Annotated in this window: 8 protein-coding genes; 5 read left to right on the plus strand and 3 right to left on the minus strand. The window is 59.2% G+C overall.

The features are described 5' to 3' along the window. The first annotated feature begins 256 nt into the window (after positions 1-256). The 5 genes from NZK35_RS17435 (at position 257) to NZK35_RS17455 (ending at position 14,518) form a co-directional block, all read left to right on the plus strand. Positions 257-3,397, plus strand: coding sequence for a cohesin domain-containing protein (locus NZK35_RS17435; RefSeq protein ID WP_259633812.1), 3,141 nt, complete (start codon positions 257-259; stop codon positions 3,395-3,397). A 158-nt stretch (positions 3,398-3,555) separates the two neighbouring features. Further along, positions 3,556-4,548 carry a sialidase family protein gene (locus tag NZK35_RS17440; RefSeq protein ID WP_259633813.1) on the plus strand — a complete coding sequence of 331 codons (993 nt, stop codon included), beginning with the start codon at positions 3,556-3,558 and terminating at the stop codon, positions 4,546-4,548. Positions 4,549-4,745: 197 nt separating this feature from the next. Continuing rightward, positions 4,746-10,475 carry a neutral/alkaline non-lysosomal ceramidase N-terminal domain-containing protein gene (locus NZK35_RS17445; protein WP_259633814.1) on the plus strand — a complete coding sequence of 1,910 codons (5,730 nt, stop codon included), beginning with the start codon at positions 4,746-4,748 and terminating at the stop codon, positions 10,473-10,475. Between the two features lie 258 nt (positions 10,476-10,733). Further along, the gene (locus tag NZK35_RS17450) at positions 10,734-12,188 is read left to right on the plus strand and encodes a neutral/alkaline non-lysosomal ceramidase N-terminal domain-containing protein (protein WP_259633815.1); all 1,455 of its coding nucleotides are present in this window, start codon (positions 10,734-10,736) and stop codon (positions 12,186-12,188) included. Between the two features lie 200 nt (positions 12,189-12,388). Then, positions 12,389-14,518, plus strand: a complete 2,130-nt coding sequence (locus NZK35_RS17455) for an FAD-dependent oxidoreductase (protein WP_259633816.1) — start codon at positions 12,389-12,391, stop codon at positions 14,516-14,518. Between the two features lie 142 nt (positions 14,519-14,660). On the opposite strand, the gene NZK35_RS17460 is transcribed toward NZK35_RS17455, so the two are convergent. The 3 genes from NZK35_RS17460 to NZK35_RS17470 all read right to left on the minus strand — a co-directional run bounded on the left by NZK35_RS17460 (position 14,661) and on the right by NZK35_RS17470 (position 18,334). Next, complete coding sequence (locus NZK35_RS17460; protein ID WP_259633817.1) at positions 14,661-15,968, minus strand: NRAMP family divalent metal transporter; 1,308 nt, start codon at positions 15,966-15,968, stop codon at positions 14,661-14,663. Between the two features lie 221 nt (positions 15,969-16,189). Continuing rightward, a complete protein-coding gene (locus NZK35_RS17465; RefSeq protein ID WP_259633818.1) occupies positions 16,190-17,284 on the minus strand; it encodes a glycoside hydrolase family protein in 1,095 nt (364 codons plus the stop codon). Between the two features lie 213 nt (positions 17,285-17,497). Then, positions 17,498-18,334 (minus strand): hypothetical protein, encoded by an 837-nt coding sequence (locus NZK35_RS17470; RefSeq protein ID WP_259633819.1) that lies wholly within the window; start codon positions 18,332-18,334, stop codon positions 17,498-17,500. Positions 18,335-18,407 lie beyond the last annotated feature (73 nt).

Genomic DNA, 18,407 nt, shown 5'->3' on the forward strand with positions numbered 1-18,407 from the left:
GCAGTTGATCGTTGACGGTGCATTGAAATTCGACAATGCCGATTCCGTCACGATCGAGGACGGTGCGAACGGCAACACGTCAGGGATCTTGGTCCGTAACTCGGGCACCTTGAATGTCATGCACACGGACTTCTTGCGATTAGGTGTAAGCAACCAAACCGATCACACTCGAATTCACATCGGAGGAGAATTCGTTGCAGAACGCTCAACTTTCGCGTGGAACCAAATTATCGTCGATCCGAGTGCCGAAATCACGTTGAACCGCAATGAGTTCTACAGTCCGATTCAAATCGACGCGGCGGCCCGAACAGACATTCGCATCAATGACTTCAGCAACCTTCCCTCCAGCAACAACGGCATCGTGCTCGTGGGCGATCCGAATGGGGAAGTCGATTTGCGCTACAACTTCTGGGGCACGACGACTCCGGAGCAAATCGACGCCAAAATCCTCCACCAGGTCGACGATGCCGCTCGTCCGCTCGCCGTCTTCATGCCGGCGCTGCCATCTCCGCGAGCCGGTTTCGCGGAAGTCACCGGAACCAAGTTCAACGATTTGAACAACAACGGACGACGCGACGCCGGCGAACCGGGAATCGGGGGCGTCCGAATGTACGTCGACGTGGACCATGACGGACAGTACGACGTCGGCGAACCCTTTGCGATCTCATCGGCGGACAACCCATCGACGACCGACGTGGATGAAACCGGCCGGTACACGATCATCGACCTGATCGAAGGAAGTCATGTCATTCGCGAAGTCGTGCCGACGGGATTCCAACAGACCTTTCCGATCGCGGCGGCGGTGTCGAACACGATCGAATTTGATGCGACGGGGCCGGAGTCGGGGATCACGCTTCCCGGCGTGACCGATTTCAGTTTTGCCGGGGCACGTTTCGCCGGCGGAACCGTTCTCAACACGGGCATGCCGGCACTGAATGCGTCAGGGCTGTTCGCTTACGAAATCAACGACACGGAGGGGAGCGTGGAATTCAACCGCCCCATCGATTCGACGCGGTTCTTCTTCGTTCATGCCGGACCCACCGCCGCAACGGCGACGGCCTACGGTGTGGACGGGACCGTTCTGGGACAGGTCACCAGCCGGCTGGCGACGGTCAACGCCGATCCTGCGAACTTTGTCACACTCGATCCGACCGATTCGATTTCGCGAATCGTGTTCAGCGGCGGTGTGGTGGACCAATTCACATTTACCAGCACCGCGAACGATCAGTCGCATCTGGTGCATCTTGGCGAAGACGAGGTGGCCGACCGGATTGATTTTGGCAATCATCAAGCGACGCCCACGCTGGTGGTCACGCACTTTATGGCCAACCACAACGGCTTTGTCGCGCACTTCAATCGCCCGCTCGATGATGCTGACTTGAATTTGTACGACGGCTTTGACCAATCCCTGGGGGCAGCGGATGTCGTCGTACAAGGTGCTGCAACGGGAATCGTGCGTGGATCGCTGGTGATCGATGAAGCCGGGCGCAGCGTGACCTTTGTCCGCACCGGCGGCCCCTTGGAACCGGACCACTACACCGTCACCTTGCGCAGTGCAGCGGACGGTTTCAAGGACGACCAGGGCGCGCTGCTCGACGGCAACGAAGACGGAACCGCAGGGGATCAGTTCAGTCGCGGCTTTGTGATCGCGACGCCGGCGGCCAATGACGTGACGATCGGAATCCCCGAATTCGCCCGCGGTGCCGGCCAAACGGTCAATCTGCCAGGCAACGCCGATTCCGGAATCCCTGTGACGCTGAGCACCGGGCATGATGTTTCCAGTGTCGACTTTGAACTGGCGTTTGATCCGAGCCTGTTGACTCTGAGCGGGTTTAACACCGACATCGCCGGCGCGGTCGCTGCGTTCCATCTAGTCAGCCCCGGAGTGGCACGCGTGACGGTCAGCAGTCCGAACGAGTTTGCCGCCGAGGAGGGGTTGATGGAACTCGGGCGATTCGCTGCATCCATTCCCGCCTCCGCACCCTATACCGCTAAACAGGTTTTGGACGTACGAGCCATCGAAGTCCGCGATCGTGCGCCGCTGCCTGCACTGCGTCCGACTCGCGACGATGATGGATTGCACATCGCGGCTTATACCGGCGACCACAACGCCAGCGGTTCGTACACCGGTGGCGACGTCACCCTGCTTCAGCGCGTCGTCGTGGGTAGCGCTTCGGGGTTTGCCGACTACAAACTTGCCGACCCTCAAGTGATCGCGGACCTCAACCACAGCGGCGACTTATCCGGTGGCGACGCGACGTTGCTGCAACGCGTGATCATCGGCATTCCGGTCGACGTGGTGCCACCGATCCCCAGTGGCATCACACCGCAAGCCGCCGACGGCCCTGATCCGCTGATCTTCATCCCGACCGACCTGAAGGCCTCACCGACGACGACCGTCGCGACCCCCGTGATGTTGACCGTGACCGAAAGCGACGGCATCACGCTCAGCAGTGTCGACTTGGTGATCGAGTTTGACCCGGACCAATTCGACGTGGCAAATTTCCGCCTGGGAGACTTGGTCCAGGATTCCGGATTCAGTGATCCAGCCGTCAGTGTCCAACGTCCGGGGATGATCCGGGTCACGATGTCCACGGCCGCGAGCACGCCGCTGCTGCCCGACGGGACCACCGGGTCGCTGCTGGTGTTCGACATGACGGTCAAGCGTGACGCCGTAATCGGCGCTTCGACCATCAATTTGAGGGCCAATTTCGTTGACACGATCAGCCGAACAACGACCAACGCGACCAACGCAAACGTCCAGGAGTTGTTGCTGGTTCCGTCGCCGACCAACAACGCCAACGATCCGGTCGACGGTGCGATCACGGTGATGCCCGGCGTCCAGCAAATTACGGTCAACGATGGAACGAACAACCGGTCTCAGATCACGTCGTTGACGATTCAGTTCAATACGATCTTGGACCATGGCTTGCTGAGCGATGCGTTCGACCTGGTTAATCTCGATCAGTTGCAACGTGTCGGTGTGATCCATGTATCGGCCGTGGACGATCTTGGGCTTGGCAAGACGATTGCGACCCTCACCTTTGCCGGCGATTCAACGGTGCCACGCAGCGGCTCAGGACGATTCGAGAATTCCTTGGCCGACGGGAACTATCGACTGGAGATCACCGCCGGCAATGTGCGTGCGGCAACTGCGGGCGAAATGACCGCACCTTATCAATTCGGCCAAGATTCACTCGATCAGTTCTTTCGATTCTATGGTGATACCGACGGCGACCGCGACGTCGATGGCCAGGACTATGGACGCTTTGGCCAGGCTTTCCTCAGCCGGTCAGGCGATCCGAATTACGACCCCTTCATGGATTCCGACGGCGATGGCGATGTCGATGGACAAGACTATGGCCGCTTCGGTTTGAATTTTCTGAAGAGGGTTTAGGAGGCTGGTGGCCGGGGACGGCTTGGATGGCAGAGCAGGACGACGGAGGCAACGTTGGGATGGCAGCCGGGGCTCGTCAGGTCCGCTTCCCCCCATCGCTGTCCCGTTTCGTTAGAATGCACGCCCCCACCCTCCCAGGCCCACCCAGGACATGCATCATGAACCGTGCCTCTTCCCTCTTTGCATTGCTTTTCCTACCCGTCTCGCTGTTGGCCGCTGACGACCTTCCCAAGCCCGTTCTCGTCGACGCGCAGCGTATTTGGGACGCGGCTCCACACAACGCCTTCACCGATTTGGTACGGTTCAACGAGCGTTGGTACTGCGTTTTTCGCGAGGGTCAAAAACACGTCTCTCCTGACGGTGCGTTGCGAGTTCTGACGTCGCCGGACGGTGAAAACTGGAAGTCCGCGGCACTGGTCACGTCGAAAAACTACGATCTGCGCGATGCCAAAATCACCGTCACTCCCGATGGCCGGCTGATGCTCGCCGGCGCCGGAGCGGCCGACACGCCGGAGGGCAGACACCATCAATCGCTGGTCTGGTTTTCCGACGACGGCACCAACTGGAGTCCCCCAACCGCGGTCGGTGACCAAGACAACTGGCTCTGGCGGATCACTTGGCACAAGGGCAATGCGTACGGTTTCGGCTACGGTTGCGGCAAAGGCGATCGATGCCTGCGGCTGTTCAAGGGCTCCGACGGAAAGACCTTTGAAACACTGATCGAAAACGTTGACGTCGAAGGCACGTACCCCAACGAAACGTCCATCGTTTTTCTTCCCGACGACACGGCGTACTGCTTGTTGCGGCAAGACGGAAAGCCCAATTCAGGCAACCTCGGTACATCGCGTCCCCCGTACACGCATTGGGACTGGAAGAGCCTGGGTGTGCGGATCGGCGGTCCCGACATGATGCAGCTGCCCGACGGTCGTTTCGTCGCCGTCGTCCGTCTGTACGATTCGCCCGTCCGTACGTCACTCTGTTGGCTCGATCCCGAGAACGGCACGCTGACCGAAGCACTCAAACTGCCATCGGGCGGAGACACCAGTTACGCAGGTCTGGTCTGGCATGATGAGATGCTGTGGATCAGCTACTATTCGTCACACGAAGGCAAAACGAACATCTACCTCGCCAAGGTCCGCTTCGAACGTTAACCAACCGCCGTTCCATCAGTGTCTCCCTTCGCTCGGCAAGTCGACCGAATCAATCGCGTCGAAGGACGCGTACCGCTCAAGCGGCGCACCGGTACAAATCGTATGCGATCGAACGATCACGACTGAACGAATGCGGAATGGACAGTCTGAAAGTCGATTCCTGTTTTGACAAACGATCATTTCCGAGAGTGAATTTCATGAATCAATACGGCTTCGTGTGTTGGTTGTTCCTCGCTTCCCTCGCCGCCCTAACGCTCGCCGACGCCCCCGTGCGGGCCGGTGGATTGCAAGCCGGAGCGGCATCGGTGGATATCTCCCCCCGCACCCTGCCGGCGATTCGCAACGGCGGGTTCTTGCAAGCCGAATGGAATCGTGTCGACGATCCGCTGCACGCCCGCTGCCTGGTGTTGTCCGATGGCAAAGAAACCATCGCGATGGCAATCGTCGATTCGTGCATGCTCCCCACCGAAATTTGCGAAGCCATCAAAGCGAAGGTGGCCGATGAGATTTCGCTTCCGACCCAACGCATCCTGATCAGCGCCACCCACACCCATTCGGCCCCTTCGGTGATGTCGTACTGCCTGGGCAGCGGTCGCGATGAAGCGTATGTCGAGTTCGTCGTGCCGCAAATCGCCCAGGCGATCGTGTCCGCGCATCGGAACCTGCGACCGGCAAAACTCGGCTGGACGTCCGTGGACGCGGAAGAACACACCAATTGTCGTCGCTGGATCACCCGCAGTGATCGGATTCGAACCGATCCTTTCGGCGAACCGACGGTGCGGGCCATGATGCATCCGGGTTACTTGAATCCCGATTACGTCAGTCCGGCCGGCCCCGTCGATCACCAACTGTCCGTACTGAGTGTCGTTTCCGCCCAAGACGACTCGCCGATCTGTGTCCTGGCGAATTATTCGATGCACTACTTCGGCAGCAGTTCCGGGTTCTCGGCGGACTACTTCGGTGAAGTCGCCGATTTGCTGGAATCGCAAATCGCCCAAACCGATGACGCATCAGATCACACCTTCGTCGGCATCATGTCGCAAGGGACCAGCGGCGATCTGCATTGGATGAACTACGCCAAACCGCAACAGCGCGTGGATCGAAAAGACTACGCCCAAAAGATCGCCGAAAAGACCTTGGTGGCGTGGAAACAAATCGAGCATCGGTCGGATCTGACGATCGCGATGGCCGAATCACGGATGAAACTCCGCAGACGAGGTCCCGACGCCCAACGCCAGGCGTGGGCCAAGACACTCAACGAACAACGGGGTGAGCGTCCACCCAAAGATCGCCCGGAAGTCTACGCGCAACAAGCGCAGTGGATTGACGAGAATCCGGAAACAGAAGTGGTTCTGCAAGCCGTACGGATCGGCGACCTGGGCATCACGGCGCTGCCGAACGAAGTCTACGGAATCACGGGGTTAAAACTAAAACAGCAAAGTCCGCTCGGCGACACATTTAACTTGGAACTGGCCAACGGCGCCGAAGGTTACATTCCGCCGCCCGAGCAGCATCGTTTGGGCGGATACACAACCTGGCCGGCACGAACGGCTGGATTGGAAATCGATGCGGAACCAAAGATCGTCGACCGCGTGCTGTCGCTGTTGGAATCCGTCTCGAAAAAGAAGCGACGCCCGCTGGTCGATCCGCCGAACGCGTATTCCCGCGCGATCCTCAGTGCCGAGCCCGCGGCGTACTGGCGTTTGGGCGACATGGTGGTCGACCGCGCGACCGATGCGACGGGAAATCATCACGCGACGTTCCAGGGCGGTGTCGCACTCTACCTGCCGGGACCGAGCGGCGGCGGTTTTGACGAAACGGGCAACCGCAGCGTCTACTTTGCCGGCGGCTCTTTAGAAGCCACCGTGAACTCGCTGCCGAATCCCTACAGCGTGTCGATGTGGTTTTGGAACGGTTTGCCGGCCGATGGACATCGCCAATCGGGAACGCTGTTTTCGCGTGGCCGCGACGAATCGATTGAATCGTTATCGATCATCAGCGACGATCGGGGTATGACTTTGCTGGCATTCGACGACGGATCGACACAGCACGTGGCTGCAACACCTTTGTCGAATCAAGCATGGCATCACGTCACGTGGGTGCGTGATGACGAGTCGGTCAAGGTCTTCTTGGACGGCAATTCAAAGCCTGAATTGGAACTGCAACACCCGGCAAAGGACAGCTCACGAGCAGAGGAGTTCTCCTTCGGCCGATTCGACGGCAAGCTCGACGACATTGCCTTGTTCGCGCGAACTCTTTCCGCGGACGAAAGGAGCGGTTTGTATCGCACCTCCGGAATGCAACCTCCGGCGCGTCCTCGACGGCCGTTCATTCAAAGCGAAAAACCGTCAAACGACGATTCGCTGAAACGGTACGCCGAAGTGGTTCGAACTTCGCAACCGCTCGCCTATTGGCGTTTGCATGACGCCGACCGCCACTCTGCCCGTGACGAAATGGGCGGCAACCACGCGCGTTACGAGCCCAATGCCGGCCCCCGCAAACCTGGCACTGCGACGCCGAATTTTTCCGGCGGCAGGGTCTTGGCGGAAGTTTCGAAGCTGGACGAGGACTACAGCGTTGAATTCTGGTTCCGAAATGAGCTTCCGATCACCAACCGCCCGATCACCGCCTATCTCTTCACGCGAGGCGTCGACGGAGCCAACGGTGCCCCCGGTGACAACCTGGGACTCGGCGGGACGCATACTTCCACGGGACGCTTGCTGGTGTTCAACGGTAACGAACGCGGGGAATCGGTGACCGGCAAGACATTGCTTGTCCCCGGTGGCTGGCACCATGTGGTGATGACGCGACAGGGAGCTAACGTAAAGGTCTTTTTAAACGGCGAGATAGAAATCGATGATCGGCTTCCCAAGACCTATCCCGACGGTTGCGGAGAATTTCAAATCGGTGGTCGCAATGACAACTTCGCCAATCTCGAAGGCATGATCGACGAGGTGGCGGTGTACGACCGGGCGATCACATCGGAAGAAGCCAAATCTCATTTCGTCGCCGCCGGCGTGCCATCGACTCCGGTTGAAAATACCACCACGAACGCCCAGCAGGAATCGGAACCGACGCCGACCGCGGCGGCCGATTCCCTGGAAAAGATTCATGTTCGCGAGGGTTATCGCATCCAGTTGGTCGCCAGCGAACCCCAGCTGAAGGATCCGGTTGCGATCGACTGGGGACGCGATGGCAAACTGTGGGTCGTGGAAATGGCCGACTATCCACTGGGCATCGATGGGCAGGGCAAACCGGGCGGCCGGATTCGCGTCTTGGAAGACCGGGATGCGGACGGGTACTACGAAACATCCACGTTGTTCGCCGATCAACTCAGCTTCCCGAACGGCATTCTGGTCTGGGGCAACGGCGTTCTGATTACCGCCGCACCGGAGATCCTGTATCTGGAAGACAGCAACGGGGATGGCAAAGCCGACGTCAAGCGGACGGTCTTCAATGGGTTCCTGGAAGGCAACCAGCAGCTGCGCGTCAACGGGTTACGCTGGGGGTTGGACAACTGGGTCCATTGCGCCAGCGGCAGCCATCATGCGGGGTACGGCAAAGGCAACCAAATCTCGTCCGTGATCACGGGCGAGAGTCATCAAATCGGCAGCCGCGATTTCCGCATTCGGCCTGACAGCGGAGAGATCGATCCACAGAGCGGCCCCTCGCAATACGGACGCAACCGAGACGACTGGGGAAACTGGTTCGGTGTGCAAAACAGTCGCCCGCTCTGGCACTACGTCTTGGCCGATGAAGACATCCGTCGCAATCCGCACTTCGCACCGCCGGATCCGAAGCATCTGGTCGTCACGCCGGTCAACCCACCGGTGTTTCCCGCCGCACAACTGCAAAAGCGTTTTCACAGCTTCAACCAATCCGGACGCTTCACGTCAGCCTGTTCGGCAATGATCTATCGCGACGACGTACTGTTTCCGCAAACCGACGACGAGCAGCACGCATTTACCTGCGAGCCGTTTCACAACTTGGTTCAACACAACATCATCACCGAAGACGGCGTCAGCTTCGACTTCCACCGAGACCCAGCCGAGGATGCCGTTGATTTCTTTGCCAGTGAAGACCGCTGGTGCCGGCCGGTGATGGTTCGCACCGGACCGGACGGCGCGCTCTGGGTCGTCGACATGTATCGCTACATGATTGAACATCCCCAGTGGCTGCCTCAAAACGGAAAAGATGAGCTGAGACCGTATTATCGGCTCGGAGAAAACCAAGGTCGGATCTATCGCGTCTTACCCTCCGGCAAGAATCCGGCAATTCCAAAGATCGACGATTCGAGTGAAGGCTTGCTGCGTGCCTTGGCCAGCTCGAACGGCTGGCAGCGAGACGTGGCTCAGCGCACTCTGGTTCGCACGAAGGACACGACAGCGGTTCCGCATCTTCGATCGATGGCAATCGCCGACGACCGTCCACGCCAGCGACTGCAAGCCCTGTGCACGCTCGATGGGATGCAGGCGTTGAACGCCGAAGTGTTGCAGACGGCGTTGCATGACCCGCATCCGGCCGTCCGCCGCCAAGCCGTGCGGTTGGCTGCCAGCCATCTGGTCGAAGTCCAGACGTTGGCGTCGCTGGTCGACGACGAGGACGCAAAGGTGCGATTACAGCTGGCGGCTACGCTGGGGACATACGAGGACCCGCTCGCGTCCCAAGCACTCGCAAGTCTGGCGTGGCAATCAGCGGATGATGCGTACATCGTTGCCAACGTGATGAGTTCGCTGAGTGATCGCAACCTCACCGATGTGCTGAATGCCTTCATGACGATCGCGTCCGATTCAGCGGCGCGCCACCGAAGCGACCACCCCTTGCAACAACAGTTGTTCGCGCAGGTCGCGGCCATGGGGGATGCAGACGCAATCGGCCAAACCGTCGCCAGCCTCGCGGGACGGTCAGACTTGCCCCCTGAACCATGGCAGCTGTCCGGGTTGGCCGAACTGCTCGATGGTTTAGGAAAACGCAAGTTTTCCGTCACACAGCTCTCCGATGCTCAGCAACAGTTGATTGCCGGATCGATCCAACAGGCACGGAGCGTGGTTTCCGAAGCGTCAGGGAAATTGCCCCCCTCGGTCGACAGTGCGTTGCGTTTGTTGTTACGACAACCTGACGTTTACCCCCATGACATGCGACTGCTCGCGGAATTACTGGTGCCGCAATCGACGGTGGAGTTGCAGCTGGCGGTGGTGGATCGATTGGCCAATGAATCCGATCCGCAAATTGGGCAGGTCTTGCTGTCCGGCTGGCCGTCCTACGGTCCGGCGCTGCGGTCACGTGTACTCGACGTCCTGTCCGGTCGCGCGGCGTGGAGTTCGGCGCTGTTGGCGGCGGTGCGTGCGGGAAAACTTTCCAGTGGCGAAATCGGTCCTGCGATCCGCGAACGGCTGTTAGCGACCAAGGACAAGACGCTTCAATCCGGCTGGACGGAAGCCTTCGCGTCTTCGACCAGCCCGGACCGTAGAAAGGTGATCGACGACTACCAAAACGCGTTGACGTTGGCCGGTGACTTGGAACGGGGAAAGAAGGTGTTTGCCAAAAGCTGTGCCGCCTGTCATCGACTCGGAAACGTCGGCCACGAAGTCGGACCCAACCTGGCTTCGATCACCGACAAACGTCCCCACGTGCTGCTCTCGAACATTTTGGACCCCAGTGCCGCGGTGGAAGCACGTTACCTGACGTACATCGTGCTGAGCGATGACGGTCGCGTCCGAAATGGATTGCTGGGCACCGAGACCGGCAGTAGCATCACCCTGTTGTCGGGCGAAGGTAAACGGGAAACGATCCTGAGATCGGAAATTGAAGAGTTGCGGGCATCGGGAAAATCGCTGATGCCCGATGGGTTGGAAAAAGAACTTTCGCCTCAAGACGTCGCCGACCTGATCGCGCTGTTGCGGTCTGATCCGACGAGTGCAGATTGACCGATCAGCACAAAACTCGTTCCAAGGCACCGCCTTGGAACAAGGACAAGGGTCCCGCGATCGATAGGACCAATAGGACAGAGGGGCCCCATACGTCCTATGTGTCCCATTGGTCCCATGACCGACCTGGACCGCGATGAAGTTGCTTCGGCCGAGTGGAGCAGATAGCATGTCCGTTGGAATCGCCCACCACCCATACCCGTTGCTCACCATTCCCGCCTGCCGTCGCAACGGCACCTCCCACGGAAGCATTCATCCATGTATTCGTCGCTTCGTTTCAGGCTGCATTTCGCCGTCGCAGTCGTTGGTTCACTGAGTCTATTTTTCAGCGGCATGACCGTCGCCGAGCCGCCCGGCAAGTTGCTTCGCGCCGGTGCGTTCGCGATCGACATCACTCCGACCAAGTTCCCCGTCAGTTCGGCCGGCAGCATGACGCATCGGATGGCCGACAAGGCACATGACCCGCTGCACGCACGGTGTCTGGTGCTGGACAACGGCCAAACGACGATCGCATTGGTGACCTGCGACAGCTGCATGATTCCGCGCGAGATCTACGACGCGGCCAAGCAGCGGGCGTCCGAAGCGACCGGCATTGAAACCGATCACATCCTTTGCTCGGCCACCCACACGCACACCGCGGTGACGGCGACGCCCACCTTTCAAAGCATCGTCCAAGAGGACTACCTCGAGTTTCTTACGCAGCGGATCGCTGAAGGCATCATCCAAGCCCATTCGCAATTAGAACCGGCACGGGTGGGTTGGGCGATCGGCAACAATCCGCGACAGGTGTTCAATCGCCGCTGGTTCCTGCGTCCCGGAAACCCGCTTGCCGATCCGTTCGATCGCGGCACGGACAAGGTCCGGATGAATCCCGCCGCGAACAGCAAGAGCCTGCTGCAACCGGCCGGCCCGATCGATCCGCAAGTCCCGGTCTTGGCGGTCCAGGCCGTCGACGGTCGCCCGATCGCGATGTGGGCCAACTACTCGCTGCACTACGTCGGCGGCGTGCCAGCCAACTCGCTTTCGGCGGATTACTTCGGCGAATTTGCTCGCCAGTTCTCTCGATCGATCGACGCCGACGACACGAAGCCCGCGTTTGTCGCCGCCATGACCAACGGAACCAGCGGTGACATCAACAACATCAACTTCTTCGAAGGGGCCGCACGTCAACAGCCCTTCGAACAGATCCGTCTGGTCGCCGCCGATGTCGCGGCATCCGCACGCGTCGCGTATCAACGAATCGAGTATCTGGATTGGGTGCCGTTGAAAATGCGTGAAACCGAAATCGAACTCGGGGTGCGCCGCCCCGACGCTGAGGAATTGGCCCGCGCCGAGGAACTGATCGCCGAAGCCGGACCGGGCCCGTGGCGAGACCGCCGGTTGATCTATGCCAACGAAACGTTGGATTTGGCCAAGTACCCCGATACCGTCTCTGTCAAGCTTCAAGCGATCCGGATCGGTGAGTTGGGGATCGTCAGCAGCCCCTGTGAAACGTTCGTCGAAACAGGCTTGGCGATCAAAAAACAAAGCCCCTTGAAACCGACTTTCACCATCGAACTGGCCAACGGATACAACGGCTACCTGCCGACTCCGGAACAACACACCTGGGGCGGTTACGAAACCTGGCGTGCCAAGTCCAGCTATCTGGCAGCCGATGCCGAACCGCAAGTGCGACAAACACTGCTGGAGCTGCTCGAACAGGTTTCGCAGTAACTTTGATGCAGGCGTAGGTCAGGCTGTGCCTGACGGCTCATAGGCATGCACAGCATGCGTTACGTTATGATCGGCATGCACAGCATGCGTTACGTTTTGATTGGCATGCACAGCATGCCCTACGGCAGCCAGTTTTGATTGGCATGCACAGCATGCCCTACGGCAGCCAGACACCTTCAGTTTCTTCCAAGAATACATCAATGATGAATCGTGCTCTCTTCCCGCTAACGGTCGCCTTGATCATGACCTTGTGCCTCGGCATCCCGTCGGTCACGGTCCATGCCGCCGATGACACGGTCCATGATGTCGTGATCTACGGTGGCACCTCGGCGGGGATCGCCGCCGCGGTCCAAGTCAAACGCATGGGTGGATCGGTGGTCGTCATCGAACCGGGTACACGGATCGGAGGTCTGACCACCGGCGGGCTCGGTCAAACCGACATCGGGAACAAGGCGGCCATCGGCGGCATTGCACGCGAGTTCTATCAACGGGTGCGAAAGTACTACGAGCAACCGGAGCACTGGAAGTGGCAGCGGCCCGATGAATACCGTGATAGCGGTCAGTCACGAACGGGCTCGGGCGAAGACACGATGTGGACGTTCGAACCGTCGGCGGCGCTCTCGATCATGCAGGACTTTGTCCGCGAGTACGACCTCCCGGTGATCTACAACCAGCGACTCGATCGCACGCCGCTCTCAGATTCCACCAGTCGGGTGCAGGGCGTGACGCTTGACGGCAAACGGATCGTGTCGATCCGAACCGAAAGCGGGCAGACCTACCGAGGACGTATCTTTATCGACGCGACGTACGAAGGCGACTTGTTGGCCGGTGCCGGCGTCCCGTACACCGTCGGACGCGAAAGCAACGCGGACTATGACGAGACCTTGAACGGCGTTCAGACCCGCCAGGCCAAGCACCATCAAATCGTGCCGGGTGTCGATGCGTACGTGATTCCAGGCGACGCAACCAGTGGATTACTGCCCGGCATCGACGCCGACGGACCGGGCGAAGAAGGGAGTGGGGATCACCGCGTTCAAGCCTTCTGCTTTCGCATGTGTTTGACCGATCACCCCCAAAACCGCATCCCGTTCGCGAAACCCGAACGCTACGATCCACTGGACTATGAATTGTTGCTGCGCAATTTCGAGGCCGGCGAGCGGGGGATGCCGTGGATCAATTCCAGCATGCCCAATCGCAAAACAGACACCAACAACCGGACCGGATTCTCAACGGATTTCATTGGCCAGAACTACGATTATCCGGAAGCCAGCGATGCCGAGCGTGAAACGATCATTCGGCGCCACCGCGACTATCAACAGGGGTTGATGTGGACGCTGGCGAATCATCCGCGAGTGCCCGAACACATCCGAAGCAACGTCGCTCGTTGGGGAATGTGCCGCGACGAATTCGGGCGAGAAGACGGCTGGCAGCAGCAGCTTTACATCCGTGAAGCGAGACGGATGATCGGGGCAATCGTGATGACGCAACATCATTGTCAAGGCCGCGATGTTGCCGAAGCCCCGGTCGGGCTGGCCGCCTACACCATGGATTCCCACAACGTCCAGCGTTATGTCGACGCCGAAGGACACGCCCGAAACGAAGGGGACGTCCAAGTCGGTGGATTTTCTCCCTACGCCATCGACTATGGCTCGTTAACGCCCAAGGCCGGGCATTGCGAAAACATTCTCGTCCCCGTCTGTTTGAGCGCCACACACATCGCGTTCGGTTCGATCCGGATGGAACCGGTGTTCATGGTCCTCGGCCAGTCGTCGGCGACGGCCGCGATGCAAGCGATCGATGCCGGTGTCGCGGTTCAAGCGATCGACTACGACGGACTCAAGGAACGTCTCATGGCCGACGGACAGGTCTTGATTTGGACCGGCCCGGTGCGAAAAACGGCGGCGTCGGTCGACCCCAAGTCGCTGCCGGGAATCGTCGTTGATGACGAAGCCGCCGAACGAACAGGCTTTCACGCCACCAGTCAGGTGGTCGGTCCCTTTGTCGCCGTCGGTTATCGTCACGACGGCGATACGGACAAGGGGCACCAAAGCATTCGTTTTCCGGTGATGATCAAGAACGCAGGCCGATACGAGTTGCGACTCGCTTACTCGCCCAATGCCAATCGGGCCACCAACGTTCCCGTCATCGTCCGCACCGGGGGAGACTCGGTGAATTCGAAAGTCAATCAAAGACGCAAACCAGATCACGGTGCGTTTGCCACCGTCGGCAAGTTTGACTTCCCGGCCGGCCGCGCCGAGGTCGAGATCAACAATCACGAGACCGATGGCCACGTCATCGTCGACGCCATCCAACTGCTGCCGCTGGAATGAGCGGGTGCAAGCCCAGTGCCATCGACGTTGACGCCACGCGGGGTGTTTTTGTTAGCGGCAGGGCGCGAGCCCTCCGGTCTTTCACAGTCGTTCTGAAACGCGATCGGACGGCTCGGGGGCTGTCGATTTAAGCCCGCACGCGTTAGCGAGGGGCCACTCGGCGCCCCTCGCTAACGCGTCCCGCTGGCATGATCACGTCATGCATGACGACTGCCGCTGGCGGATTGATTTTTTGATAGACCTTGTTGGCTGTGAGGCAGGCCAAGGCACACGAGACCAGGAAACCGATCACTGCCAACACGATGATCCAGCGCGGCACCTTACGTGCTCCGGTCAACTCCTTCCGCGTGCCCAGATAGATCAACGCGGCGGCCAAAGCGGGGATGCCCAACACCGTGCAGGCCTGGGCAATCGTGATCAGGTGCACCGTGCTGCCTTCGCGGGCCAGCGACGCGATCGCCACGCACATTCCGACCAACAAGGCGGCGGTCGTCAAATGCAGCGGCCATTTGTCGTCTAGCTTGGAACCCTTGCCGAGCGAGTCGGACATCACCGTTCCACCGATCAATGCGTTGACCAGAAAGGAACTGAGGGCACCGGCGAGGATTCCGGTACAGAAAATGATTTTGGCCGACGCCCCAAACAGTGGCTCCAATTGGCGTGCCACATCACCGACCGAGGACAAGGCCACGCCGTCGGGGTTGCCGTAAAAGACCCGCCATGACGTCACAAGAATCATCGACGTGATCAATCCCAAGACGGTCATGCTGACGATCGAATCGATCATCCCCTGTCGCACTTCACCGATCCCCCAGCCTTTCTCTTTGACCAGATAGGCCTGATAGAAGGCGCCGCCGACCGAAAACGTCGTGCCGATCATTCCCAATAACGCAAACACATCCAACGCGGCTTCGGGAACGACACGCTCAAAATCCGGCGGGCTGACGAAGATCACGACGAAATTAAACAAGAACGCCAGCGTCATCAAACCGATCAGCAGCTTCATCAACCCTTCGACGCTGCGATACAGGTTTTTCAACAGATACAGACTGGCGATCACCAGACCGTTCACGGCCAGCAACACAATCGCTCGCGCAGCCAGCGGCAACGGATCGTCGCCGAACATCGGCTCCACGCCGCCGATCAATGCGATGTTGTTGGAGGACTGAAAAAACGCGACCAGCGTGAACAGCGTCACGCCGATCACGACGGCAACGGGCCGTCCCAACCGAGTTGCCAATTCATCACAGGGACTGTTTTTGTAAACCGCCCCCAGCCTGGCCGATAACGCGACCATCGCGATCATCAACACCGTCGCCGCAAAAACAACGGGCAGCCCAAGCAATCCCAACGAAGCACCGACCTTGGAACTGGTCAAAATCGATCCTGGACCGAGAACCACCGCCGCCACAATGATGGCTGGACCGACGGCTTGTAAAATTCGTTTCATGTTCTACTTTCTGAAATTTGGCAAGCGATGAAGCATTTCTTAGCGGTAGGGCGCGAGCGGGCTGTCGATTTAAGCCCGCACGCGTGAGCAAGGGGCCACGCGGCGCCCCTCGCTCACGCGTCGCACCTGGTATGGACGCGTTGATTTCGGAACATCGACTGAATCGACAGCCCGCTTTCGCGCTGCCGCTAAAACCTTAAGAAACACAAGAAGTAAATGCTTCACAGTGCTACCGGCACCGGAGCGATCTCGAGGTCAGCCAGATAGATCGCCGTGATCGGATTGCCGTCCGCGTCTTTCTCGTGCGACGAGTACCACGACATGATCGCTTTCGTTGGACTGAGCGCAACGAAGCCGGGGTACGACGTATCGCCCCCGCTGGGAAGCTCGGCGAATTCATGCAACACATCGTCGATCAGCCAATACATGGAGGTCTTCGGACCTTTGCCGCCGATCGACTTGCGGCCACCGACGACATAGCGATCGCCCCACCGCACGATCAACGGACCGCCGATGTAACGATCCAGTTCCTGACGGTCCCACTGTTGATAAGGCGGCTTGGATTGCAAGAGTTGCGCCTTGCCGCTTCCCCGACGCCCGATCGCAATCACGCTTCCGTCGCCCTGGAACTGAAACGCCGTTTCGTCGCCGTTGACTTCTTGAAAAAACGCCCGCTTGCGCCAGATCAATCCGTCGTCGCTCTCGAGCATCAACGACTCGACGATCTTGCCTTCACCGCGTGGGCCGGCCTCGAAGTTGGCTTTTCTGCGGCCGCACAGGTAAGCCTTTCCGTCAAACGTATTGGCGCGCCAAATGTAATGCCCGAACGTTCCTTCCAACAGAACCGGACTCGTCCAATTCTGCCCATCCTCGCTCCAGGCGGCATAGCCGAGGTGCATGTTGAGATCGTAATCGCTGACCGGGATCGTTGTTTCGCCGCTGTACCAGGTGCCGGTGTAGACGAACAACTTGTCTTGAAAAACCAGAAAGTGCGGATCGCGGGTGTCGCGGTGCTTGACGCGAAACTGATGAACCGGATGCCAGACTTCGGCATCATCGCTGGCCAGAATGATGACCGACGCAGTGGGATGCACCATGTGCCCATCGGGACAGCTGCGAAAGGTCAAATAAAACTTGCCGCGAAAACGCACCAGATCCGTGAACGCATTGTGCTCGCCGTTATCGAAGACGCGGCGGATGTTTGTGACGTTAACGCCGGGGGGGGCTTCCGCATGACTGCTGTGGCCACCGATGGCGCACCCGACCGCCAACAACATTGCTCCGAGCACAGGGGAACGCTCGATTGGTTTCATCATCCGTCTCGCCTGCCTTGGTGGATCAGGGATGCTTTCAGGGGGAAAAGCACGGAGTATACCAAGACGAAAGGCGGGTCAGGGGCGTCGGGCGAGAGGAGAGAGAAGGAAAGGAGAGTGGGAGACAAGGACGAAAGATCGGAAGATGAACGGCGGGGCCCAACGGCCACCCCATCGTTTTGCCCCCATCACGTCTCGCACTGCGTGACCTACCGACTACTCGCTTGCCGCCCCGGCCGGCTCCGGCTCGGCGACTTCTGGCTCGGCGACTTCCGGCTCGGCGACTGGCGTTTCGACTTCGTCCGTTTCGGTCGCGGTTTCGTCAGCGGGCTCGACCATCGGGTTGGTCTGGACACCGCCTTCGCCACCGCGTTCGCCACCGCGTTTGACGCGGAGGATGAACTTGTCGTCCTCGACTCGAATGTCTTCGAACCGGCTCATGAACTTGGCGTTCTCGGGATCCTTGTAGACATCTTTAGCCAAATTCTCTTGCCGGATTGCCTGCATGAATTCTTCGGGCAACGGCTCGCCGTTAAGTTCCGCTTGGTCAACGGTGACGATCAACACGCCACCGTCCATCGAGACATCGAATGTCGCCGATCCGTTGAAGTAGCGTCCCTTGCCCATCGGTACTTTATCCAACGGAATACTCACGTCCCCTTCGACCTGATTGTTCTCGATTTTGACGTAAACCTTTCCTTTGAAGTCTTCGTTTTTGCTGATCAGTGCGTTGATGTCATCGGCGGTCAGCACCAGGTCTTCTTCGGGTGTCTCCCCGGCATCAAGCTTCTCTCGAAACGTTTCGACCCGAGCATCCAGCTTGGCGAGTTCTTCTTCGGAGTATTCGACGGTCGGCAGATCAACCGGCGTGTCCGATGTGTATTTGGCGATCTGGCTACTGATCAGCCAATAGCCGCCGAATCCGGCGCACAGGATTGATCCGATGAACAGTCCGCCTGCGATCAAGCAGCCCCACAGGCAGCCGTTGCCGGATCCGGAACTCTGCACTTGCGGCTCGCTACCGGAAGTCCGGGGGTCGACAAAATTAGACATTTCAGTTTTGTCCTTCACGTGAAGAGCGAGATTTGGCAGGAGGCGGTTCGGTCATTCTGGCAAATTCTTACCG

The sequence above is a fragment of the Stieleria sedimenti genome, from assembly GCF_025060895.1.
Lineage (GTDB): Bacteria > Planctomycetota > Planctomycetia > Pirellulales > Pirellulaceae > Stieleria > Stieleria sedimenti.